Raw genomic sequence first — 22,903 nt, forward strand, 5'->3', positions numbered from 1 at the left:
CGGCCAGTACCGGTGTCCACAGTGGCCGACCGGGGTCCGCGACCGGAGCCTTGTGCCGGATGCTTAGTCATGCTTATGGTCGTTGTGGTCGCAGGCGGAAGGGGTTGCGAGTGCGGGAGATCAGCAGCGGGCTGCGCTTCCCGGAAGGCCCGGTCGCCCTGGGTGACGGCTCGGTGCTGGTGGTCGAGATCGAGCGGGGAACCCTGTCGCGGGTGGCCGCCGACGGATCGGTCTCGGTGGTGGCCGACTGCGGTGGCGGCCCCAACGGCGCGGCCATCGGCCCCGACGGCGCGGTCTACGTCTGCAACAACGGCGGGTTCGACTGGCACCGCGGCGGCGGACGGCTCGCGCCGGGCGACCAGCCCGACGGCTACGTCGGCGGACGCGTCCAGCGCGTCACCTTCGACGGCGCGGTGACCGACGTGTGCACGTCGGTGGGAGGCCACCCGCTGCGGGGCCCGAACGACCTCGTCTTCGACACCGAGGGCGGTTTCTACTTCACCGACCACGGCAAGCGGCGGGAACGCGACTCCGACCGCGGCGGGCTGTACTACGCCACAGTGGACGGTTCGCGCGTCGAGGAGATCGCCTACCCGCTGCACGATCCCAACGGCGTCGGCCTGTCCCCGGACGGCGGGCGGGTGTACGTGGCCGAGACGATGACCGGACGGGTCTGGTACTGGGAGATCGAGGCACCCGGCAGGCTGCGGCGGGCGCCGGGGCCGGGGCCCGCGGGTGCGACGCTGCTGCACGGGTTCGGCGGCTACCAGCTCCTGGACTCGCTCGCGGTGGACTCCGAGGGCAACGTCTGCGTGGCGACGCTGATCACCGGTGCCATCAGCGTGCTGAGCCCGGACGGGACGCTCGAGGACGTCGTGCGGACTCCGGAACCCGACTACTTCGTCACCAACATCTGCTTCGGCGGGCCGGATCTGCGCACCGCCTACATCACCTCCTCCGGACTCGGCAAGCTCTACGCCGCGCAGTGGGCGCGGCCGGGCCTGCCGCTGAACTTCGGCACCTGAGCACGGCGCGGCCGGCGCGCGAGATCCGATGTCCCACCTGTCGACGGGCGGTTCCATGACGACCTACGAGCAGATCAACTACGAGGTGGCCGACGGCATCGCCACCATCACGCTGAACCGGCCGGAACGGCTCAACGCCTTCACCGCCGTGATGCGCGCCGAGCTCGTCGACGCGTTCGACGCCGTCGACGCCGACGACGACGTGCGGGTGGCGGTGGTGACCGGTGCGGGCCGGGCGTTCTGCGCCGGTGCCGACCTCGGCGGCGGCGCCGACACCTTCAACGCGGGCAGCGAGCACCGGCGCGCGGCCCACGAAGACCTCGGGGAGGTAGACGGCGCGCCACGAGACGGCGGCGGAACGGTGTCGCTGCGGATCGCGGCGTCGCGCAAGCCGGTGATCGCGGCGATCAACGGCGCGTCGGTCGGGGTCGGGGCGACCATGACGCTGCCGATGGACATCCGGCTGGCCTCGGAGTCGGCGCGGTTCGGTTTCGTCTTCGCGCGCAGGGGGATCGTCGCCGAGGCGGCCTCGACGTGGTTCCTGCCCCGCGTGGTCGGGATCTCGCAGGCGATGGAGTGGGCGGCCACCGGCCGGGTCTTCGGTGCGGAGGAAGCGCTGCGCGGCAGGCTGGTCTCCCGCGTCGTGCCCGACGGCGAACTGCTGGCCACGGCACGGGAAATAGCAAGCGAGATCGCGGACAACACCTCCGCGGTCTCGGTCGCGGTGACCCGCAGGCTGCTGTGGGGCATGCTCGGCGCCTCGAACCCCTGGGAGGCCCACCGGCTCGACTCCAGGGCGATGCACGAACTCGGTGCCGGGGCCGACGCGGCGGAAGGTGTCACCGCGTTCCTCGAGAAGCGCGAGGCCCGCTTCCCGATGCGCGTCAGCCGGGACTACCCCGGCTTCATCCCGGAGTGGCCGCAGCGCCCCGGCGGCATGTGAGCCCTCGCGGTCCGGCGGTCAGTCGGGGAGCAGGCGTTCCGCCGCGGCCCGCGCACTGCTCATCGCACCGTCGACGGTACCCATGGCCGTGGTCACCAGCGCGCCTTCCAACAACAGGAACAGCTGTGCGGACAGCGTTTCCGGGTCCGGCGCCCTGGTTTCGGCGACGAGCTCGGTCAGGTAGGCGCGCAGCCACTCCTTGTCGGCCCTGGCCACCGCGTTGCCGGGATGGCCGGCGTCGGCCAGCTCGACGTAGGCGTTGATGAACGCGCAGCCGCGCGGGTTCTCGCTCTCCGTCCAGTTGGCCAGCACGTCGAACACCGCCAGCACGCGTTCCCGGGGCGTGGTGCCGGCCGCGCGCATCCGCGACTGGAAGTGCTCCCGCCAGCGCTGCTCGCGGCGCTGCAGGTAGGCGACGACCAGGTCGTCCTTGGAGCGGAAGTGCTTGTACAGGCTCATCTTCGCCACGCCGGCGCGCTCGATGACCGCGTCGATGCCCACCGCGCGGATGCCGTCCCGGTAGAAGAGCTCGCCCGCGGCGTCGAGCAGCCGTTCGCGCGCGGGCGGCCGCGCTCCGCCCCGCGCCCCGGCGGGTGTGCTGGTCGTGGCCACTTCGTCGGTCTCCGTTCATCGGACTCGGCTACGACCATAGCATTGACTCTAGGTAGACAGGTCTGTCTACCATCGGGTGCGAGTGGAAGGAGCGCGCCCATGCGCATGCTGTTGAAGTCCCTGTTGCGGGTGGTGGCGGATCTGGCCCGCGGAGTGCACGCCGGTCACGGGATCAGGCACGGTGTCGGTCACCGGGGCCGGTGGTGAGTCCCGCCTGGCGGCTCGGAACCTCCGGTGTGGCGGCGATCGGGGTCGGGTTCGGCCTCGCCCGCTACGGCTGGCGCACTGGTCGCTGGGCTTCGACCCGGCGTCACCCGGCCGACCGGCCGGATCGTCGAGGACGATCGCGTGTTCGGCTGCGTCGAGATCGGCATCGGTACCAAGGGCGCCTGGATCGGCGGCGAGCCGTGGGTGGCCGCGGCGCACACCGACGGCAGCGTGCACGGCCCGACGATTCCGCCTCGACGGCGAGGTGATCGAGGTCGACGGGCGCTACGTTCATCCGGAGCTCGTGGCGATCTGCCGCGAGATCGGCGCCCCCGGCTACTGACCGCCGAACGCGGGTGCGCCCGGTCCGCCGGGCGCACCCGCGCGTGACGACCAAGGAGAGTCCGGATGCAAGCCACCAGCTACCGCAGGCCCGGCCTGGTCGCCCGCGACCACGTCTTCCGCGTGCCGCTCGACCACGGCGACCCGGGCGCGGGGGAGATCGAGGTCTTCGGGAGGGAGGTGGTGGCACCGGGCAAGCAGGACCAGGAGTTGCCATGGCTGCTGTTCCTGCAGGGCGGCCCGGGCGGCAAGGCCGAGCGCCCCCTGAGCACCAGCGCATGGCTCGGCCGCGCGCTCCAGGACTACCGGGTGCTGCTGCTGGACCAGCGGGGGACCGGGCGCAGCACGCCCGCCGGCCGGATCACCCTGGCGGGGATGGCGCCCAAACAGCAGGCCGAGCACCTGAGCCTGTTCCGCGCCGACTCGATCGTGCGCGACGCCGAGGTGGTGCGCGAGCAGCTCACCGGCGGCGCGCCGTGGAGCGTGCTGGGGCAGAGCTTCGGCGGCTTCTGCGCGCTGACCTACCTCTCCCACGCGCCGCACGGGCTCCGGCAGGTCCTCATCACCGGCGGCATCCCGACGCTGACCGGGCACGCCGACGACGTCTACCGCGCCGCGTACCCGCGCGTGCTGGCGAAGAACGACGCCTACTACGACCGGTATCCGGCCGACGCGGACATCGCGCGGCGCGTGGTGGAACACCTGGCGTCCAACGAGGTGCCGTTGCCCGCCGGCGACCGCCTGACGCCCGAGCGCTTCCAGACGCTGGGCATCCAGTTCGGCCAGGCCGCCCGCTTCGACGCCCTGCACTACCTGCTGGAGGAGGCGTTCGTCGCGGGTCCCGCGGGCCCGGAGCTGTCGGACACCTTCCTGCGCGGTGTCGACGCCGTGGTCTCCTTCGCCGAGCGGCCCCTGTACGCGGTGCTGCACGAGGCGATCTACTGCCAGCACACCGCTTCGGAGTGGTCGGCGCACCGGGTGCGGGCGGAGTTCGCCGAGTTCGACCTGGCCGGCGCCTCGCGGGTCAACTTCACCGGCGAGATGATCTACCCGTGGTTCTTCGAGCAGGACCCCGCGCTGGTGCCGCTCAAGGACGCCGCCGAACTGCTGGCGGCCAAGGACGACTGGCCCGCTCTCTACGACCTCGACCGGCTCGCGGCGAACGACGTACCGGTCGCAGCGGCGGTCTACCACGACGACATGTTCGTCGACCGCGACCACGCGCTGGAGTCGGCGGAGCGGGTGCGCGGCGCCCGCGTGTGGGTGACCAACGAGTACGAGCACGACGGGCTCAAGGCCGGCAGTGCGGTGCTGGATCGCCTGCTGGCCATGAACCGGGGCGAGGCCTGAACCCGATGAGGTGATCATCACCCGCCGCGTCGCCTGCGAGCGGGAGGCATGGCGGCTATTGTGCAGTTCTCATGTCAGCCTCGGGCCCGAACTCCGCCAACGGTGTGCCGTGGCAGCGCGTGTTCGACCAGTCGGTCGCGGCGATGGCGATCATGGACTTGCAGGGCAAGTACCTGTACGTCAACGAAGCCATGTGCCGGTTGCTGGGCTACACCCACGACGAGCTGATCGGGCTGAACTACCGCGACGTGACCCACCCCGACGACGTGGACGAGGGACCGCTGGTCGGTGAGGCGGTGCTGGAGAAGCGCTACGTGCGCTCCGACGGCGGCGTGATCTTCGTGCTGCTGTCGCGGACCGTGGTCCGCGACAGCGCCGACCGCCCGCAGTACTTCCTCTCGCAGGCCCAGGACATCACAGGCCGCCGGGAGGCAGAGCTGTTGTGGCAGCGCAGCTTCCACAACGCCCCGATCGGGATGGCCCTGCTGGACCTCAAGGGCAGCTGGACCGCGGTCAACGACACCCTGTGCCGGATGCTCGGCTACACCAGGGAGGAGATGCTGTCGCGCTCCTTCAACGACGTCACCTACCCGGAGGACGAACAGCAGGGCGTGACCGCGCTCGCCGATCTCATCGAGGGCCGCAAGGACACCGTGAGCGTGGAGAAGCGCTACCGCCACCGCGACGGCCACCCGATCTGGATGCTGATCAGGGCGACCGCGGTCCCGGGCGCCGACGGCCTGCCCGCCTACCTGGTCAGCCAGTACGAGGACATGGGCGAGCAGCGGCTGGTCGACGCCCACCTGGCGCACCTGGCGCTGCACGACCCGCTGACGGGGCTGGCGAACCGGGCGCTGCTGGCCGACCGGCTGGACCACGGCCTGCAGCAGCTCGCCGGGGGCAACGGGGTGCTGGTGGTCATCGTCGCCGACCTCGACCAGCTCAAACCGGTCAACGACCGCTACGGCCACGCGCTGGGCGACCAGATGCTCACCGTGGCGGCCCAGGAACTGCTCGGGGTCGTGCGCTCCGGCGACACCGTCGCCCGCCTGGGCGGCGACGAGTTCGTGGTGGTCAGCCTGCTGCCGGACCAGCCCTCGGCGGTGGCGCTGCACCGGCGGGTCGCCGAGCGGCTGGACACCCGGATCACGGTCTCCGGCGTGTCGGTCCGGCTGCGGGCCAGCGTCGGCTTCGCCACCACCGACAACGCGCACACGCCGCCGGAGACGCTGCTGCACGAGGCCGACCGGGACATGTACAGCCGCAAGCAGGCGCACCGTCGCTCCGGGGACGAGCCGAGGTAGCCCTTCAGCGCCCGGCCGCAGCGAGCGCGTCCTCCGACGGGACGGCCCCGCGGCCGCGGACCCCGTAGGCCGGCAGGATCACGGCACCTCATGGGCGCCGCTCAGATCCCGGACGCGGGGAGCTCGGCCAGCGTGGCTTCGATGGCGCGGTGGAAGGTCGGGTACGCGTAGATCATGTGCCGCAGCCGCTCGACAGGCACCTCGCCGTGCACGGCGACCGCGAGCGCGCCGAGGATCTCGCCACCGCCCGGCGCGACCACAGTGGCGCCGACCAGGACCCCGCGCCGGGGGTCGGCGACGAGCTTGATCAGCCCCTGGTTGCCCGCCTTGTGGATCCAGCCGCGCGTCGAGGCCGGGATGCCGGTGGTCGCGGTGACCACCGGCAGCCCGCGATCGTGGGCTGCCGCCTCGGTCAGCCCCGTCATGGCGACTTCCGGATCGGTGAAGGTCACCGCGGGTACCGCCCGGTAGTCGGCGTTCTCGTGGCCCTGGCCGAGGATGTCATTGGCCGCGATGCGCGCCTGGTACACCGAGGTGTGGGTGAAAGCCCCGCGTCCGGTGACGTCGCCGATTGCCCACACCCCGTCGGCCGCGCGCATCCGGACGTCGACGTCGATGGTCCTGCCCCGGTCGTCCAGCCCGACCGCCGCCACGCCCAGCGCCGCGAGGTCGGTGCGGCGGCCGGTGGCGACCAGCAGCCGCTGCGCGGTGAGTTCGGCACCGGAGCCCAGCCGGACGGTGAACGAGTCGTCGTCGTGGGCGACCGACTCGGCGCGTTCGCCGGTCCGGACGTCGATGCCCTCGGCCTCGAACACCGACTCCAGCAGTTCCGACGCCTCCGGCTCGAACGGGCCGAGCAGCCGTTGCTCGTGCTCCACCATCGCGACCCGCGTGCCGAACCGGGAGAAGACCTGCGCGAGCTCTACACCGACCGGGCCGCCGCCGAGCACCAGCAGTGACTCGGGAGCCTCGCGGGCGCGCACGGCGTCGCGGTTGGTCCAGTACGGCGAGTCCCGCAGGCCGTCGACGGGCGGCACCACCGGTTCGGTGCCCGGATTCAGCAAGATGGCGCGCCGGGTCCGGAAGACCCGGTCGCCGTTGCCGGTCGACACCGACACCTCGCCCGGCGCGCTGATCCGCCCGAACCCTCGGACGAACCGGGCGCCGCTCTTCTCCAGCCGCTGGACCGCCGCCGTGTCGTCCCAGCCGGTGGTGGCCTCGTCGCGGATCCGGTCGGCCACCGGGGTCCAGTCGGGACTGACCTGCGCGGAGCCGGCCAGCTCGGCGACCCGCCGCCCTTCGGCGAGCGCGTCCGACGCGCGCACCATCATCTTGGTCGGCACGCAGGCGAAGTAGGGACACTCGCCGCCGACCAGCCGCGACTCGACCCCGACCACGGACAGGCCCCCCGCGGCCAGGCGCGCGGCGGCGTCCTCACCTCCGGGCCCTAGCCCGATGACCACGACGTCGACCTCTTCGGCGTCCATGTGGACCTCCATTCCCCAACGTTGGCCCACCCAGCCCAGCACCCCCGGGCGCCGAGCGCACGTGGAAGCGCCGTGCGGCGCCCGGAGTGCACGGATGCCGACTCGAACGGATCATTGTGCTCCCGAGCCCGGTGATAGAAAATCAACATACTTCTATCAAGGGAGCTGATCATGGCTGTTGAAGCGCGGAAATCGGCGACCACGACACCGGGCGCGGACGCCGCACCGGTCCCGCTCGGGCCGCGTTCGGTGGCCTGGAAGTGCACCGGGGACCTGCGCGGCGCGCTGATGGGCGGGCACGCGCTGCTCCTGCAGGTCGCGCATCCGGTGATCGGGGGAGGCGTGCACGACCACTCCGACTACCAGCGTCGGCCGTGGGAACGGCTGTGGGCGACCCTGGACTCTCTGAACACCCAGGTCTACGGCGGCCGGGAAGCGCTGGCCGAAGGGGCGCGGCTGCGCGAGGTGCACAAGGCGTTCAAGGGCGTTGACCACCGCGGGCGGCGCTACCACGCGCTCAACCCGGAGGCCTACACCTGGGTGCACATGACGCTGTACGAGGGCCTGGTCACCTCGGCGCGGGTCCTGGGGCGCCCGCTGACCGACCGCCAGCAGCGCGACCTCTACGCGGAGTGGCGCGAGGTGGGGCGCGTCCTCGGCATCAAGGAACACCACATGCCCGCTGACGTCGAGGCTTTCCGGGAGTACTTCGACCAGAAGGTGGCGACCCGGCTGGAGCCGAACCCGACGGTGGACGGTCTGCTGGAGACCTTCCGCGGCGAGAACATCCCGCGCCCGTCGAGGTACGTGCCGATGCCGCTGTGGCGGCTGGCGCGGCCCGCTGTGGGCAAGGTGCTCACCGCCGGCGCGCTGGCCACGCTCCCGGACAGCGTCCTTGGCCGCCTGGACCTGGCTGTCACGCCGGAGCACCGCAGGTGGCTGCGGCTGGTCACGATGTTCACGCGGTACGTCTTCCCGCTGCTGCCGGGCAGGGTGCGCTACTACCCGGTGGCGTGGAAGGCGATCCGGGCCTCCGGTTACGCGCGGGCGTTCTGAGCGCCACGGCTCGCGGCGCAACCGTCAATGCTCACGGGCGACCGCGATTTGCTCGCGGGGATTCCCGATCGCTCACGGGGATTCCAAGTCGCAGCGGGGGATTCCCGATCGCTTCTTGGGCAACTCCGATCCTTCGCGGCGAATCCCGATCGCTTCGCGGGGCAACGTTGTCGGGGCTGGACGTTAGTGTGGGGCCGTGCCTTCACAACTGGTCCCGTTCCTGCTGTTCGTCATCGTCCTCACCATCGTGCCCGGCCCCGACCTCGCTCTCGGGCTGCGCAACAGCCTGCGCGGCGGGACCTCGGCGATGTGGTGGACGGGCCTGGGCTGCTGCAGCGGCCTGCTGGTGCATGCGGTGGCGTCGGTCGTCGGGCTCTCGGCGCTGTTCGCCGCCTCGGCGCAGGCCTACATGGTGCTCAAGCTCGCGGGCGCGGCCTACCTGGTGTGGCTCGGGGGCAGCACGCTGTGGAAGAGCTGGCGGAACCGGCACGAACCGGTCGCGCTGGACCTGCCCGCGGCGCCGAAGACGGCCATCGACCGCCGGACAGCGTTCCGGCAGGGGTTGGTGAGCAACCTGCTCAACCCGAAGATCATCCTGCTCTTCCTGACGCTGCTGCCGCAGTTCATCTCGCCGGGGGAGTCGAGGATCGTCACCTCCGCGGTGCTCACCCTGGTGTTCCTCGTCGTCGCGCTGGTGTGGTGGCGGGTCACGTCGTGGCTGGTCGGCGCGATGCGTGCGGTGCTGACGCGCAAGCGCGTCATGCAGGTCCTGGAGCGGGTGACCGGCGGCGTCATGGTCGCCCTCGGCCTCCGGGTCGCGGTCGAGTCCTAGGGAGTTCGCACCGCGGCGAGCAGGCGATGCGGTGCCCGCGCTCGGCTCAGACCGAGGGGGAGTAGTGCTTGGGGTCGCCGCGGTGCTCGGCCGGAGGCAGGTTGCGCGCGGGTGTTTCGACCAGCGGCGCCTCAGGCCGGGCGAGGCCGCGCTCCCGGCGCCAACCCGCGCGGGCCCTGGGGTGGTACCGCAGTTCGAAGGGCACCAGTCGCCATGCCAGCGCCAGCAGCCGGCCGAGCACGCGCAGCGTCCGCTCGTCGCGGGAAGACCAGGTGTAGCCGAGCTTCTCGCGCACGACCGGCGGGTACAGGCCCACGGTGAGCCACACGAACCCACGTGCAATGGGGATTCTCGCCAGCCGCCACAACGGGTCGGGCAGCCTGCGCAGCAGCGGCGGTTTGCCGATGCCGGAGATGTCGAGGACGTCGCGGGTCGCCTTGTTGACCTCCAGGGCCTCGGCGCACATGTGGTCCCAGTAGCGCTGGAAGCTGCCCCAGTCCGGCGGCACCGGTCGCATGCTCATCCCGTACAGCCGGTACCACTGCACCCCCTCGGCGTAGACCTGCTCCTTCTGCCGCTCGTCGAACGGCTCCCCGGAGTACTCGCTGAGCAGCACCGACAGCATCATGAACGTCGAGTGGGCCCAGAAGTAGGTTTCCGGGTTCAGCGCGTGGTAATGCCGCCCGTGCCGGTCGACGCCCTTGATCGCGTCGTGGTACCCCCGCACCTGACGTGCGGTTTCAGCCGCGCGCGGACCGTCGTAGACCACGCCTCCGATCGGGTACAGCGAGCGGAAGAGCCGCTGCCAGCGCTCGTCGAAGAACCGCGAGTGCTCCTCGACGCCCGCGCCGAGCTGTGGGTGCATGTTCTGCATCGAGCCGGCCCACAGCGACAGCAACAGCCCCCGCCAGTCGCCGAAGTACTTCCACGTAAGCGAATCCGGGCCGAGCGGTCGCGGATCGTCCACGCTCGGCATCGGGGCTCCGTTCGGACTGAGGACGGCTTTCGTCACCGTAAGATCGGCCCACCTGGTGGTCAATCGACTGCACGGGGTAGCCGATCACGACGTGCGGCGATACGGCCTTCCTGAGCGCCGCGCGGCTCGTGCGGTCCTGCTGGGCGTCGCGGAATCCGGCGCTGGCCAACCACTTCGTCCGGCAGCGGCCCAATCCCTCCGGCCGGTCGCGGTGACGTGCACGAACCCCAACCCTGGTGGAGCGAGCGGCGCCGCGCATCCAGCAAAGTTGCGCAAGTTGAGCAACTCTATTGACTGAACCGTGCACATAGTTCAGTCTCTAGTCACGAAGCCGCGCGGCAGTCGCGCGGTTCGCGCAAAAGAGGGAGGCGACGGTGCCTCAGGTGCTCGTCATCGGCGACGACCTCACCGGCAGCAACGCGACCGGGGCCAGGTTCGCGCGCGCCGGCCTCCGGACGATCTCGGTGAGCGGGGTCGAGCGGGTGCCCTGCGCCATGGAGGCCGACGTGGTCGTGCTCAACCTGGGCACCCGGCACGCGGCGGCCGGCGTCGCCCGCGAGCGCGTGCGGGACGCGGCGCTGGCGGCGCCGTTCGCGGATCTGGTCGTCAAGCGGGTCGACACCACCTTGCGGGGCAACGTCGGCGCCGAGGTCGACGCGCTGTTCGAGGTGCTGGAGCCGGGCACGCGCGCGCTGGTGGTCCCGGCCTTCCCCGACGCGGGACGCACCACGGTGGGAGGCCTGCACCTGGTGGACGGCGTGCCGCTGGCCGAGACCTTCGCCGCCCGCGACCCGCTCAACCCGGTCGGCTCGTCACGGGTGGCGACGTTGCTGCGCGAGGGCACGCGGCGTTCGATCACCGAAGTCCCGCTCGACGTCGTGCAGGCCGGTGCCGAGTCGGTCGCCGAGGCGCTGAGCGCCACCGACGCCGAGCTCGTGGTCTGCGACGCGACGACCAACGCGCACCTGAGCACGATCGCCGACGCGGCGGCGCGGGTGCAGGACGCGGGCGGGCCGCGCTGGCTGTCGGTCGACAGCGGTCCCTTCGCCGTCCGGCTGGCCACCGCGCTGGGCATCGGCCCCGGGGTGCGGGCGCTGCGGCCGGTGCTGGCGGTCGTCGGCAGCATCACCGCCACCACCCACGACCAGGTCCTGGAGACCGAGCAGGTGCTCGGCGCCCGCTTCGTCGACGTGACGCTGGACGCCCTGGACCCGACGGCCATCGCCGAGCGGGCCCGGGAGCTCGCGCGCACCGGCATCCGCATCGTCGGCATCCGGACGGTCCCTCCCGCCCAAGGCGCCCCTGCCGATCCCGCGCTGGCCGCCCGCATCCCCGGAGTCCTGGCCGAGGCCACCGCGATGCTGCTGGACGACGGGGTCTTCGGCGGTCTCTACGCCACCGGAGGCGACATCGCCGAGGCCACCACCGAGGCGCTGGGCAGCTCCGGGTTCGCCATCGACACCGAGGTGCTGCCGCTGGCGGTCGCAGGCAGGCTCGTCGGCGGTCCGCACGACGGGCTGCCCTTCGCCACCAAGGGCGGCCTGATCGGCGACCGGACCGCCGCGGTCGCCTGCCTGGAACACCTGATCACCACCATCGCCGGACAACAGAGAGGAATCCCGCAGTGAGCAACGGAACCGCCCGGCCGATCCTGGCCGTCACCCTCGGCGACCCGGTCGGCATCGGCCCGGAGATCACCGCCCGCGTGCTGGCAGAACCCGAGGCCACCGAGACCGCCCGCCCGCTGGCGGTAGGCGACGCCACGGCCCTGCGCCGCGCCGTCGAGGTCTGCGGCCTGGACGTCGAGGTCAACACCGTGTCGGAGGTGTCGCAGGCCCGCTTCGAACCGGGCGCGATCGACATCCTCGACCTGGGGATCTCGCCCGCCGACCTGCCGTGGGGCCAGGTCGACGGCACCGCGGGCCGGTCGGCGGTGGCGGCCATCGAGACCGCGACCCGGGCCGCGCTGGAGGAGGACGTCGACGCGATCGTCACCTCGCCGATCAACAAGGAGGCGATCTGGGCCGCGGGCTCGGAACACCTGGGGCACACCGAGATGCTCGGTGAGCTCACCGGCTCCGACCGGTTCAACACGATGTTCTGGGTGCAGGGGCTGAAGATCTTCTTCGCCACCCGGCACATGTCGCTGCGCCGGGCGGTGGAGTCGATCACCAAGGACAACATCGCGCACTCGATCCGCGAGGCCTACACCGCCCTCGAGGTCTTCGGCACCCGCGAGCCCCGGCTCGCGGTGGCCGCGCTGAACCCGCACGGCGGTGAGAACGGCAAGTTCGGTGACGAGGAGATCACCGCCATCGCCCCCGCCGTCGAGGAAGCGCGGGCTGCCGGGCTCAACGTCTTCGGGCCGATCCCGGCCGACTCGGTCTTCCACCAGGGTCTGCAGGGCCGCTACGACGGCGTGCTCTCGCTCTACCACGACCAGGGCCACATCGCCTCGAAGACGGTCGACTTCGACGGGACGGTGTCGGTGACCGTCGGCCTGCCGATCCTGCGCACCTCGGTCGACCACGGCACCGCCTTCGACATCGCGGGCACCGGCCAGGCCGACCCCGGCACCATGCGCTCGGCGTTCCGCGCGGCCGTCGAGCTGGCGCCGTTCGCGGGCCGCCTGCGCGAGGTCTACCCGCCGAAGGCCCGCTGAACCGGTCACCACCCCCTCCGTGCCTGTCTTCGGACTCGCCTTGCACGGCGGCGCGGGCGGCGGAACCTCAGGCGCTCTCGGGCTCCGGGATCGTTTTCTCGCGTATCGCCCATACGCCGCGAAAAAGCTGTCCTCGCCGGAGAACACCTGAGAACCCGCGGCGGTGCCGGCTGCGGGGGTGGGCCAAGCGGCTGCCCGCTTCACAGATCAAAGACAGCCTGTCAGGAGTTCCACATGAGCAACAACGGCGTTGCCGCGCCCAGCAGGCGATGGGTCTTCGTCATCCCGGTCGCCGCGGTGATGTACATGCTGGCCTACATCGACCGCACCAACGTCTCGCTGATCCTGCCCTACGTCGGCCAGGACCTGCCGTTGTCGGCGAGCGCGAAGGGCTTGGCCAGCGGCATCTTCTTCGTCGGCTACATGCTGCTGCAGATCCCGGCGGCGATCCTGGCCGCGCGCTGGAGCAGCCGCAAGACCGTGCTGTGGCTGATGATCACGTGGTCGCTGGCGGCGATGGCCTGCGGTCTCGTGCGCAGCGAGCTGGAGCTGCACATCGCGCGCTTCGTCCTGGGCGTGTTCGAGGGCGGTGTCTGGCCCGCGGTGCTGATCCTGCTGGCGTCGTGGTTCCCGCAGCGCGAGCGGGCCAGGGCCAACGCGCTGTGGATGGCGTGCCTGCCGGTCTCGGCGATCCTGATGTCACCGCTGTCGGGGTGGATGCTCGAACACATGTCGTGGCGGTGGGTCTTCGTCGTGCAGGGGCTGCCGCCGCTGATCTGGGCCGTGGTGTGGTGGTTCGCCGTCGCCGACCGGCCCGCGCAGGCGAGGTGGATCTCGGCGGCCGAGCGCGACCACGTCGAGTCGATGCTCGCCCAGGAGGAGGCGGCCAAGCCGAAGGGGCGGCAGCAGAGCTACGGCGAGGCCCTGCGCAACCCGACGGTGCTGCTGCTGATCGTCGTCTACTTCTTCTGGATGACCGGTTTCTACGGTTTCTCGCTGTGGCTGCCCTCGGTCGTCAAGACGATGACCGGCGACGGCGGCGCGGCGCTGGTGGGGTGGCTGACCGCGATCCCCTACGTCGTGGCGCTGCTGAGCATGACCGGCGTCGCACTGTGGTCGGACCGCACCGGCAACCGCAGGCTGGCAGTGGCGGTGCCGCTGGTGGTCGCGACCGCGGCGATGCTGCTCGGCCAGTGGCTGCAAGGTCCGGCGTGGCAGCAGATGTTGCTGCTGTGCGTGGTCGCAGCCGGTGTCTACGCCCCGTACGGGCCGTTCTGGGCGATGCCGAGCACGGTGCTGCGCTTCGAGGTCGTGGCCGTGGCGCTCGGGCTCATCAACGCGCTGGGCAACCTCGGCGGGTTCCTCGGCCCGTACCTGGTCGGCTGGCTGACCGACGCCACGGGCAGCAGTGCCACCGGTTTCGTCGTGCTCGCCGGGTTCCTGGCCGCCGCGGTCGTGGTGACGCTGGTGGGCGTGCGGCCTGCCGCGCTGCCGGAGCCGGAGCCGGAGACGGTGGCCGCCGACCTCGAGTCGGCTCGCCCGTAAGGTGGCATCGTGACCGTGCCCCGGCCTACGACCACCCAGCGGCGGACGCTGCTGCTCGACGCCGTCCGCAGCGGCGAGGGCAGCATCCAGCAGCTCGCGGACCAGTTCGGAGTCTCGTCGTCGACGATCCGCAGGGATCTCTCCGAACTGGCCCGCGAGGGCCACGTGGTGCGCACCTACGGCGGGGCGCTGGACAGCGCGCACAGCGTGGAACGCACGCTGCGGGAGAAGGACGCCAGCAACGCCGACGAGAAGGACGCGGTGGCGCGGGCGGCCGCCGAGCTGGTCGCCGACGGCGAGGTGGTGCTGCTGGACGCGGGCACCACCACCAGCCGCGTCGCCCGGCACCTCGCCGACCGCTCCGGGCTGACCGTGGTGACCAACGGGCTGACGGTCGTGCTCGCCCTGGCCGAGAATCCCGACATCGAGCTCGTGGTCCTCGGCGGCAGGCTGCGCTACCCCAACGAGGCGATCCTGGGCCGGTCGGCCGAGCAGCAGCTGCGCCACATCGCCCCGGACCACGTGTTCCTCGGCGCGGACGGCCTGACCGCGCAGCGCGGGATCTGCTCGCCGACGCTGGAGCAGGCGCAGCTCAAGCACCAGATGCTGCACGCGGGCCGCAACTCCTACGTGCTGATGGACAACTCCAAGCTGGACCACGCGCCGTTCGCGTACTGGACCCCGCTGGATCGCCACCACACGCTGGTGGTCGACGACGGCCGTCCTGACGCGATCGAGGCTCTGGGCGCCGATCCGTTGCGTTCGCTGCTGGTCGTCAGCACCTCCTGACCGGCGCCCGCGCGGAGTTCAGAACGGAAGCGGTGCAGCCTGTCCAGGTCCCTGATCGGCGGGATCGCGTGGCACAACGCGAAAACATCTTCGACGCCGACGTCGACGCACAGGGCGGGGCATACGCCACCGGCGTGCTGGTGCTGATGTTCGCGTCGGCGCTGGCGGTGACCCTCGCCGCTCGCAAGCGCGGCCGGCGCGGGTCGGTCATCGCCTTCGGTGTGATCACCGCGGTCTTCGCCTACACCACGATCGCCAACGTCATCGAACGCCCGGACGGGGTCAAGATCGCGTCCTTCTTCATCGGCGCGATCATCGCCACCTCGCTGGCATCCAGGGTTGGCCGCTCGCTGGAGCTGCGGGCCACCGAGGTCCGGCTGGACGACACCGCCAGGCGCCTCGTCGACGAGACGGTCCGCGACGGGGTGGTCCGCATCGTCGCCAACGAGCCCGACGCCTGCGACGAGCGGGAGTACCGGGAGAAAGACCGGGAGGAACGCGACAACCACCACCTCGACGACGCGGAACCGTTGCTGTTCCTGGAGATCACCGTCACCGACGCGTCGGAGTTCGAGTCGGCGCTCGAGGTGCGCGGACACCGGGTGGCCGGGTACCGGGTGCTGCGGGTGGGAAGTCCTTCGATCGCCAACGCCGTCGCCGCCGTGCTCCTGGACATCCGTGACGAGCAGGGCGTGATGCCGCACGTGTACTTCCGGTGGACCGAGGGCAACCCCTTCAAGTTCCTGGTCAGCTACCTCGTATCCGGTGGCGGGGACGTCGCCCCGCTGACCCGCGAGGTGCTGCGCCGCGCCGAGCCCGATCCGCGCCGGCGTCCGCTGGTGCACGTCGGCTGACGACCGCGCGACCCGGAAGTCCGAAGTCGACAGTTGATCGTTCTCCCGTGCCCTGGAACGCAATGCGGCAACGTCGTCGCCGGTCTTCATGGCGCTCAACGTCGTCACACCTTCGAGGTTTCCGCCGAACGCGGGAGACTCGGCGCTGCTAATCTCGGCCTGTTCGGGTGAACCAGCCATGGGTTCGGCGTCGGAGACGAACGGAAAACCGCCTGTGATCACGTTTTTCCGCGGCAGAACGACGGCGGAGCCCCGGCCGCCGGCGCACCGGGCGAGGTGAGACACCGTGCGCGTGCTGTTCACGACGTTCCCGATCCCCTCGCACCTGCACCTCCTGGCGCCGCTGGCGTGGGCGCTGCGCGCGGCCGGGCACGAGGTCGGCGTGGCCGGGCAGCCGGAAACGGCCCGCGCGATCCAGCAGGCGGGTCTCACGGCGGTCCCGGTCGGTGCGGAGCTCGACTTCGCGGCCCGGCACGCCGAGGTGGCCTTCGAGGACACCGTCTACGCCTCCGGCTTCGACATCGCCGAGCAGCGACCGGAGGTGCTCACTCCCCGGTACCTGCACGGGCTGTTCACCACCTACATCCACGGCCCGCTCGCCCTCGACGCGCTGATGCCGGACGCCCTCCTGCACGACCTCGCCGCTTTCACCCGGTGGTGGCGGCCGGACCTGGTGGTGTGGGACGCGCTCACCTACGCCGGGTCCGTGGTCGCGAAGGCGACCGGCACCGCGCACGCGAGGCTGCTCAGCGGCGTCGACAACCTCGCCCGGCTGCGCGCCCTGTTCCTCGGGTCGCGGGACGGGGAGCCGGCCGGTGACCCGGTCGCCGACTGGCTCGGGGGCAAGCTCGCGCGGTTCGGATGCGACTTCGACGAGGAAGCCGTGGTCGGGCAGCTGACCATCGACCCACTGCCGTCCTGGGTGTGCCCGGACCTCGACCTGCTCCGGCTGCCGATGCGGCCGGTGCCCTACCACGGGCCCTCGTCCGTCCCGGACTGGCTGCGCGAGCCGCCGGCCCGCACGCGGGTCTGCCTCACCCTGGGGATGTCGGGCCGGTCGCAGGTGCGTGACGGTTCGCACGTGCCCGGCATGGCCGGGTACGACCTCCCGGTGGCCGATCTCCTGGAAGCCGTCTCCACCCTCGACGCCGAGGTCGTCGCGACGCTGACCGCCGACCAGCTCGGTCCGGTCCCGGTGCCGGCCAACGTCCGGCTGGTCGACTTCGTGCCGCTCGACGCGCTGCTGCCGACCTGCTCCGCGGTCGTGCACCACGGCGGCGCGGGCACGATGAACACCGCGCTGGTGCACGCGGTGCCGCAACTGGTGGTGCCCACCGCGATCTGGGACGAACGCCAGCTCGCGGCGGCACTGTCCGAGCAGGGCGCGGGACTCACCTGCCTGCCGGAGGACCTCAGCCCGCGGGTGTTGTGCGAGCGGATCGGCCGGCTCCTCGACGAGCCCTCCTTCGCCGCGAACGCCGCTCGGCTGGCGGAGGAGGTCGAGGCCACGCCCAGCCCGCACGACATCGTCCCGGCGCTGGAGGACCTGGCGGCGGCCGGCGGCAGGACTTCGGCGGCGACGCGGACGGCTCCGGTCTGATCGCGGGCGGCAGCCCGGCGGCACACCACGGGGGAGGTGGCGTGGACAGGTCATTCGCGGTGCGATCCGGCACCCGCGGCAGGGCCGCGCACGGCGCCCCCCGGTCGGTGGACGTCCTCGTGCGCGGCTTGGCCGCGGCCGGGGTGAGCCACGTCTTCGGCGTCGGCGGCGCCAACATCGAGGACCTCTACGACGCGCTGCACACCAGCCCGGCGGTGACCGGCGTGCTGGCCAAGCACGAGTTCTCTGCGGCCGCCATGGCCGACGGGCACGCGCGCGTCACCGGCGGTCTCGGCGTGGTCGCGGCGACCTCGGGTGGCGGCGCGCTGAACCTGGTTCCCGCGCTGGGCGAGTCGTTCGCGTCGCGCGTGCCGGTGCTGGCGCTGATCGGGCAGCCGCCCACCGGGATCGAGGGCCGCGGGGCGTTCCAGGACACCAGCGGCGCGCCCGGTTGCCTCGACGCCGAAGCGGTTTTCGGGGCGGTGGCGCGGTACTGCGCGCGTCTCGACGCCCCCGACGACCTCCAGCACCGGCTGGCGGAGGCGATCGAGGCCGCGCTGGCCCCGCCCGGCGGACCGGCCGTGCTCCTGCTGCCCAAGGACGTGCAGCAGGCCCGGGTCACCGGCTGCGCCGGACTACCACGTCCTCGAGCGGAAGTCGCGCCGCACAACCGCGAGCTGCCGCATGCGGTCGGCGTGCTGGAGGAAGCCCGCCGCACCGGTGGCGTGCTCGTGATCGCCGGTGACGACGTGGCGCGCCGCGGCGCCCGCGATGACCTGGCACGGCTGGTCGACGCGCTCGACGCGCGAGTCGCGGTGGCGCCGGACGGCAAGGACGCCTTCGACAACGGTGACCCGCGCTTCGTCGGTGTCTCCGGCGTCATGGGGCATCCGACCGTCACCCGCGCGCTGCGCGCGTCCTCGGCGTGCCTGCTGGTCGGCACCCGCCTGCCCGTGGTCGCGCGGGACGGCATCGAGCACCTGCTCGCCGAGAGACCGGTGGTGGCGGTGTCCAGGGAGCGCCCGCACATCGGGTCGATCGTGCTGCCGGGCGACCTCGCGCCGACGCTGCGTTCGCTGACCCACCGGTTGAGGGGCCGGCCCGCGCCGCGATCGCAGCAGCCGCCGGGTGTCGAGCGCTACCCGGGAGCCCGGCCCGCGGGCGGCGGCATCGGCTACGTGGAGGCGATGGCGGTCATCGAGGCGGCGCTGCCGCGGGGTGCGCGGCTCTTCGTCGATGCGGGCAACTGCGGTGCGGCCGCGATCCACCACCTGGCGGTGCCCCGGGGCGGGCGGTTCGTCGTGGCGATGGGCATGGGCGGCATGGGCTACACCTTCGGCGCCGCGATCGGCGCGAGCTTCGCCGACTCCGCCGAGGTGGCGCGGACCTTCGTGATCGCCGGGGACGGCGCGTTCTACATGCACGGCCTGGAAGTGCACACCGCGGTCGAGCACGGGCTGCCGATCACCTTCATCGTGCTGAACAACAACGCCCACGCCATGTGCGTGACGCGCGAACAGCTCCACTACGGCGGCGGGTACAGCTACAACCGGTTCGCGGGCACCAGCATCGCGGCCGGGGTCAACGCGATGTTCCCGAGCCTGGAGGCGCGCAACGCCACGACCGCGCTGGAGCTGGCCGACGCTCTCGTGGCCACCGGGTCCGCGCCCGGGCCCGCGTTCATCTCCGTCGACTGCGACGCCGACGAGATGCCGCCGGTCGCCGCTTTCCTGAGGGAGGGGATGATCCCGTGCCAGCGGTGAACTCGCAGCTCACCTCCGCCCGTGCGGTAGCAGGCTGGCGGGGGGTGGGCGCATGAGACCGGTTAGCCTGCTCGACGTCTCCAGCTACCTGCCTGCACTACGCGTTCCCACTGGCCACGTCGAGTCGGGTGCGCACCTGGGCGCCATGTTCGAGCCGCCCCTGTTCCGGCACCGGGTGGCCGCGGACGAGACCGCGACCGACATGCTCGAACGCGCCTGCGCGGGGCTGGTCGCCCGGCACGGGCGGGCCGCCGTCCGCGACGTCGACGTGCTCATCACCCAGACCGCGTTGCTGGACAGCCCGATCCACGGGTGCGGCGGCGAGCTGGCGCACCGGCTGGGCGCCGACCCCGAATGGGTCATCGACCTGCACAACACCGGCTGCGCCTCGTTCGCCTACATGCTCAAGCTGGCACGCCAGTTCATCGGCTCCGGGGCGGCGAGCTCCGCGCTGGTCTGCAACGTGGCCAACCTCAGCGGCCAGATCTTCGCGCAGTCCGCGGTCCGCGACCTGCCCCAGGCGGCGATCCCGGGTGACGGGGCGGGTGTCGCGCTGCTGACGGCGTCGGCCGAGTCCCCGGTCCTGCACGTCGAGACCCACCACGCGGCCGAGCTCGCCGGGCACATGCGCCTGGAGTCCGACGACGGCCGCAAGTACTGGGAGCCGGGAACCGGGCAGCTCCGGGTCAACTTCACCGAGGCGGGCGTCAGGGAGGCGGTGACCAACGGCAAGCGCCTGGTGCCCGAGATCGTCATGAAGCTGTGCGCGGAGACAGGAGTGCCGGCCGCCGACATCGACACGCTGGTGACCAACCAGCCCAACAGGGCGTTCCTGCGCGCGTGGCGCGACGCGCTGGGGCTCGACCCGCGGCGGCACCCGGACACCTTCGACGACTGCGGCAACCTGTTCGGCGCGGGCATCCCCGTCACGCTGGACCGAGCGCTGCGCGACGGGACCGTCCGGAGCGGATCGCTGGTGGTGCTCGCCGGGTTCGCGCACACCGGTGACTTCGCCGCCGCGGCCGCCGTTCGCTGGGGCAGGTGACCAGAGGCGGGCGCCCGGCCGACCGGACGCCCGCCGGTAGGTCAGCCCAGCCGCTTGTTGATCTCGGCCGCCAGGGGAGCCGAGGAGGCGGGGTTCTGGCCGGTGAACAGGTTGCGGTCGGCCACAACGTGCGCGGCCCAGGGTTCGCCTTCCTGGAAGTCCGCGCCGATCTCCACCAGCCGGTCCTGGAGCAGCCACGCGGCCTTGTCGGCGAGCCCGGCCTGCTCCTCCTCGGCGTTGGTGAATCCGGTCAACCGGTATCCGGAGAACGGGGAGGCGCCGTCGGCGTTCCTGGCTGCGAGCAGCGCGGCCGGCGCGTGGCACACCACGCCGAGCGGCTTGCCCGAGTCGAGGGCGCTGGTCAGCAGCGCACCGGAGTCGGCGTCGACCGCGAGGTCCTCCATCGGCCCGTGACCGCCGGGGTAGAACACCGCCGCGTAGTCGGACAGGTCGACGTCGCTGAGCCTGATCGGCTGCTTGAGCTCGGTCATGCCGGCGAGCGCGCTCGCGATCCGGTCGGCGCCCTCCTGACCGCCGTTGGCCTCGGGCGCCAGGCTGGTCTCGTCCACGGGCGGCACCACGCCGCCCGGTGTCGCGACCACGATCTCGTGGCCCGCAGCCTTGAACGCCTCGTAGGGCGCCACGGCCTCCTCGGCCCAGAAGCCGGTCGGGTGCTTGGTGCCGTCGGCCAGCGTCCAGTGGTCGGCACCGGTCATCACGAACAGGATCTTGGCCATTTCGCGGAAGTTTCCCTCGGGTCTCGGCTGTGCTGACATCGCCGGTCGGCGGGCCGTGCGGGCCGCCGGGTGGCGCCGACTCCGACGCTAGGCGCGCTCCCCATCACCCTGCCAATAGAGTTGTCACTATGTCCCATAGGAATCCTGATCGGTTGGGGGAACCGGTCACCGGCGGGCCGCTGGATCTCGGACTGCTCCGGACCTTCCTCGCCGTGCACCGCGCCGGGTCGTTCACTGCGGCGGCCAGGCTGCTCGGGCTCTCGCAGCCGACCGTGACCAGCCAGGTCCGCGCCCTGGAGCAGCGGATGGGACGGCGGTTGTTCGAACGCCTGCCGCGCGGCGTGGCCAGCACGTCAGTGGCCACCGAGCTGGCCGCCGAGATCGCCGCGCCGCTGGACGAGCTGGCGGCGGTGGCCGAGCGCGGCCGCCCCGGAGCCGAAGCGCCCGCCGAGCCGGTGCACCTGGCCGGCCCGGCGGAACTGCTGTGCGCCCGCGTCATGCCCGCCCTCGCACCGCTCGTGCGGCAGGGCGTGCGCCTGCGCGTGACCACCGGGCTCGCCGACGACCTGCTAGAGGGGCTGCGCGCCGGGCAGTCCGACCTGGTCGTCTCCGCCATCCGGCCACGCGGCCGCAGCGTGTCCGCCGTCGCGCTGATGGACGAGGAGTTCGTGCTCGTGGCGGCTCCGTCCTGGGCGGCGCGCGTCGGCGCGATCGAAGCAGGCGACCCCGCGCCGCTGCGCGAGGCGCCGCTGGTCACCTACGCGGAGGACCTGCCGATCGCCCGCCGCTACTGGCGGCACGTCCTCGGGATGCGGCTGACGGGCCAGGCCGCCATCGTGATGCCGGACCTGCGCGGGGTGCAGGCGGCGGTCGAAGCCGGGGCGGGCATCACCGTGCTGCCGCGCTACCTGTGCGCCGCCGCGATCCGCTCCGGTGCGCTGGTGCCGTTGCTCGAACCCGACGACCCGCCGATCAACACGGCGTTCCTCGTGCAGCGCACCGGGGCGACCGAGCACCCGCACGTCACCCTGGTCCGCGACCTGCTCGTGCGCGAAGCGCGGAACTGGTGAGCGCGGCGGTGGCGGTCAGGGCGCGGGCACGATGGCGGTCGGCGACACTTCCCGTCAGGGCAGGCGAGGAGCCTCAGCGGCACTGCCGACGTCGACCCGCTCGGTGGCGGCGTCGGCCCGCTCGGCCAGGATCCGCAGCACCCGCTCGCCCCAGCGGAGGTTCTCCTCCTCGAAGGACCGGCCTCGCATCAGGGTGAGGTAGGGCCCGATCCGCTCGGCGCTGCGCAGGTAGTCGTCCTCGGAGCGGCCGTCCAGGAAATGCTCGCGCAGCCGGTCGTAGCGGGTGAGCTTGGTGCGCGCCAGCTCGACGCGCTCCTGGACGAAGGCGCGGACCGCGTCGCGGTCGCCCGAGTCCACGGCCTGCAGCTTGACCAGCAGTTCGTCGCGGATCGCCGTGGGCCTGGGCTGCCGCGCGGTGAACGCGGCGAGCTGCCGCCTGCCCTCGTCGGTGAGCGTGAACAACCGCTTGTCGGGCCGCCGCTGCTGGCGCACCACCCGCGCGGCGACCAGACCCTCTTCGGCCAGGCGCTCCAGCTCGCGGTAGAGCTGCTGCGGCGTGGCGGACCAGAAGTTGGCGACCGAGACGTCGAACTGCTTGGCCAGGTCGTAGCCGGACGCCTCGCCTTCCAGCAGAGCGGCCAGGAGTGCGTGCTTCAGCGCCACCTGGTCACGCTATCACCCGATCGAATGGTCCTGATCGTGCT

20 protein-coding genes are annotated in these 22,903 nt (G+C 72.1%); 15 read left to right on the forward strand and 5 right to left on the reverse strand.

Annotated elements, in window-relative coordinates; genetic code table 11:
- The first annotated feature begins 110 nt into the window (after positions 1–110).
- Both SACE_RS16720 and SACE_RS16725 read left to right on the forward strand, forming a co-directional pair.
- Positions 111–1,025 (forward strand): SMP-30/gluconolactonase/LRE family protein, encoded by a 915-nt coding sequence (locus SACE_RS16720; protein WP_009942292.1) that lies wholly within the window; start codon positions 111–113, stop codon positions 1,023–1,025.
- Positions 1,026–1,080: 55 nt separating this feature from the next.
- Positions 1,081–1,968, forward strand: coding sequence for an enoyl-CoA hydratase-related protein (locus SACE_RS16725; RefSeq protein WP_143538155.1), 888 nt, complete (start codon positions 1,081–1,083; stop codon positions 1,966–1,968).
- 18 nt (positions 1,969–1,986) lie between these two features.
- Here SACE_RS16725 and SACE_RS16730 read toward each other — a convergent pair whose 3' ends face one another.
- The gene (locus SACE_RS16730; RefSeq protein ID WP_009942290.1) at positions 1,987–2,580 is read right to left on the reverse strand and encodes a TetR/AcrR family transcriptional regulator; all 594 of its coding nucleotides are present in this window, start codon (positions 2,578–2,580) and stop codon (positions 1,987–1,989) included.
- A gap of 615 nt (positions 2,581–3,195) precedes the next feature.
- Here SACE_RS16730 and SACE_RS16735 point away from each other — a divergent pair.
- Entirely contained in the window at positions 3,196–4,479 is a 1,284-nt protein-coding gene (locus tag SACE_RS16735; protein ID WP_009942287.1) for an alpha/beta fold hydrolase, read from the forward strand.
- 71 nt (positions 4,480–4,550) lie between these two features.
- Positions 4,551–5,783: a sensor domain-containing diguanylate cyclase gene (locus tag SACE_RS16740; protein WP_009942286.1), complete on the forward strand. Its 1,233-nt coding sequence runs from the start codon at positions 4,551–4,553 to the stop codon at positions 5,781–5,783.
- A gap of 101 nt (positions 5,784–5,884) precedes the next feature.
- Here SACE_RS16740 and SACE_RS16745 read toward each other — a convergent pair whose 3' ends face one another.
- Positions 5,885–7,270, reverse strand: a complete 1,386-nt coding sequence (locus tag SACE_RS16745; RefSeq protein ID WP_011874040.1) for a dihydrolipoyl dehydrogenase family protein — start codon at positions 7,268–7,270, stop codon at positions 5,885–5,887.
- 171 nt (positions 7,271–7,441) lie between these two features.
- Here SACE_RS16745 and SACE_RS16750 point away from each other — a divergent pair, with 171 nt between their 5' ends.
- Both SACE_RS16750 and SACE_RS16755 read left to right on the forward strand, forming a co-directional pair.
- Positions 7,442–8,326, forward strand: coding sequence for an oxygenase MpaB family protein (locus SACE_RS16750; protein WP_009942284.1), 885 nt, complete (start codon positions 7,442–7,444; stop codon positions 8,324–8,326).
- A gap of 196 nt (positions 8,327–8,522) precedes the next feature.
- Positions 8,523–9,158, forward strand: coding sequence for a LysE family translocator (locus tag SACE_RS16755; RefSeq protein WP_009942282.1), 636 nt, complete (start codon positions 8,523–8,525; stop codon positions 9,156–9,158).
- 46 nt (positions 9,159–9,204) lie between these two features.
- On the opposite strand, the gene SACE_RS16760 is transcribed toward SACE_RS16755, so the two are convergent.
- Positions 9,205–10,134 carry an oxygenase MpaB family protein gene (locus SACE_RS16760; protein WP_009942281.1) on the reverse strand — a complete coding sequence of 310 codons (930 nt, stop codon included), beginning with the start codon at positions 10,132–10,134 and terminating at the stop codon, positions 9,205–9,207.
- Between the two features lie 374 nt (positions 10,135–10,508).
- On the opposite strand from SACE_RS16760, the gene SACE_RS16765 reads away from it, so the two are divergent.
- From SACE_RS16765 to SACE_RS16800, 8 genes are all read left to right on the forward strand, one after another.
- Positions 10,509–11,762 carry a four-carbon acid sugar kinase family protein gene (locus SACE_RS16765; protein WP_011874041.1) on the forward strand — a complete coding sequence of 418 codons (1,254 nt, stop codon included), beginning with the start codon at positions 10,509–10,511 and terminating at the stop codon, positions 11,760–11,762.
- On the forward strand, positions 11,759–12,796 hold the full coding sequence (gene pdxA, locus SACE_RS16770; RefSeq protein WP_009942279.1) for a 4-hydroxythreonine-4-phosphate dehydrogenase PdxA: 1,038 nt from the start codon (positions 11,759–11,761) through the stop codon (positions 12,794–12,796). The genes SACE_RS16765 and pdxA overlap by 4 nt, the downstream gene beginning before the upstream one ends.
- 234 nt (positions 12,797–13,030) lie before the next feature.
- A complete protein-coding gene (locus SACE_RS16775; RefSeq protein WP_009942278.1) occupies positions 13,031–14,341 on the forward strand; it encodes an MFS transporter in 1,311 nt (436 codons plus the stop codon).
- A 9-nt stretch (positions 14,342–14,350) separates the two neighbouring features.
- Entirely contained in the window at positions 14,351–15,130 is a 780-nt protein-coding gene (locus tag SACE_RS16780; RefSeq protein ID WP_009942277.1) for a DeoR/GlpR family DNA-binding transcription regulator, read from the forward strand.
- Positions 15,131–15,198: 68 nt separating this feature from the next.
- Positions 15,199–15,984: a hypothetical protein gene (locus SACE_RS16785; protein ID WP_009942275.1), complete on the forward strand. Its 786-nt coding sequence runs from the start codon at positions 15,199–15,201 to the stop codon at positions 15,982–15,984.
- A gap of 286 nt (positions 15,985–16,270) precedes the next feature.
- On the forward strand, positions 16,271–17,584 hold the full coding sequence (locus SACE_RS16790; RefSeq protein ID WP_009942273.1) for an activator-dependent family glycosyltransferase: 1,314 nt from the start codon (positions 16,271–16,273) through the stop codon (positions 17,582–17,584).
- Between the two features lie 41 nt (positions 17,585–17,625).
- Positions 17,626–19,347 carry a thiamine pyrophosphate-binding protein gene (locus SACE_RS16795; protein WP_009942272.1) on the forward strand — a complete coding sequence of 574 codons (1,722 nt, stop codon included), beginning with the start codon at positions 17,626–17,628 and terminating at the stop codon, positions 19,345–19,347.
- 52 nt (positions 19,348–19,399) lie between these two features.
- Positions 19,400–20,392, forward strand: coding sequence for a 3-oxoacyl-ACP synthase III family protein (locus tag SACE_RS16800; protein WP_011874044.1), 993 nt, complete (start codon positions 19,400–19,402; stop codon positions 20,390–20,392).
- Between the two features lie 41 nt (positions 20,393–20,433).
- Here the strand turns inward: SACE_RS16800 and SACE_RS16805 are convergent, their stop codons facing one another.
- Positions 20,434–21,129 carry a type 1 glutamine amidotransferase domain-containing protein gene (locus SACE_RS16805; protein WP_009942269.1) on the reverse strand — a complete coding sequence of 232 codons (696 nt, stop codon included), beginning with the start codon at positions 21,127–21,129 and terminating at the stop codon, positions 20,434–20,436.
- Positions 21,130–21,281: 152 nt separating this feature from the next.
- Between SACE_RS16805 and SACE_RS16810 the strand changes: the two genes are divergently transcribed.
- Positions 21,282–22,199 carry a LysR family transcriptional regulator gene (locus tag SACE_RS16810; protein WP_009942268.1) on the forward strand — a complete coding sequence of 306 codons (918 nt, stop codon included), beginning with the start codon at positions 21,282–21,284 and terminating at the stop codon, positions 22,197–22,199.
- A gap of 54 nt (positions 22,200–22,253) precedes the next feature.
- Here SACE_RS16810 and SACE_RS16815 read toward each other — a convergent pair whose 3' ends face one another.
- Positions 22,254–22,862 (reverse strand): PadR family transcriptional regulator, encoded by a 609-nt coding sequence (locus tag SACE_RS16815; RefSeq protein ID WP_009942267.1) that lies wholly within the window; start codon positions 22,860–22,862, stop codon positions 22,254–22,256.
- Positions 22,863–22,903 lie beyond the last annotated feature (41 nt).

The sequence above is a fragment of the Saccharopolyspora erythraea NRRL 2338 genome, assembly GCF_000062885.1.
GTDB lineage: Bacteria > Actinomycetota > Actinomycetes > Mycobacteriales > Pseudonocardiaceae > Saccharopolyspora_D > Saccharopolyspora_D erythraea.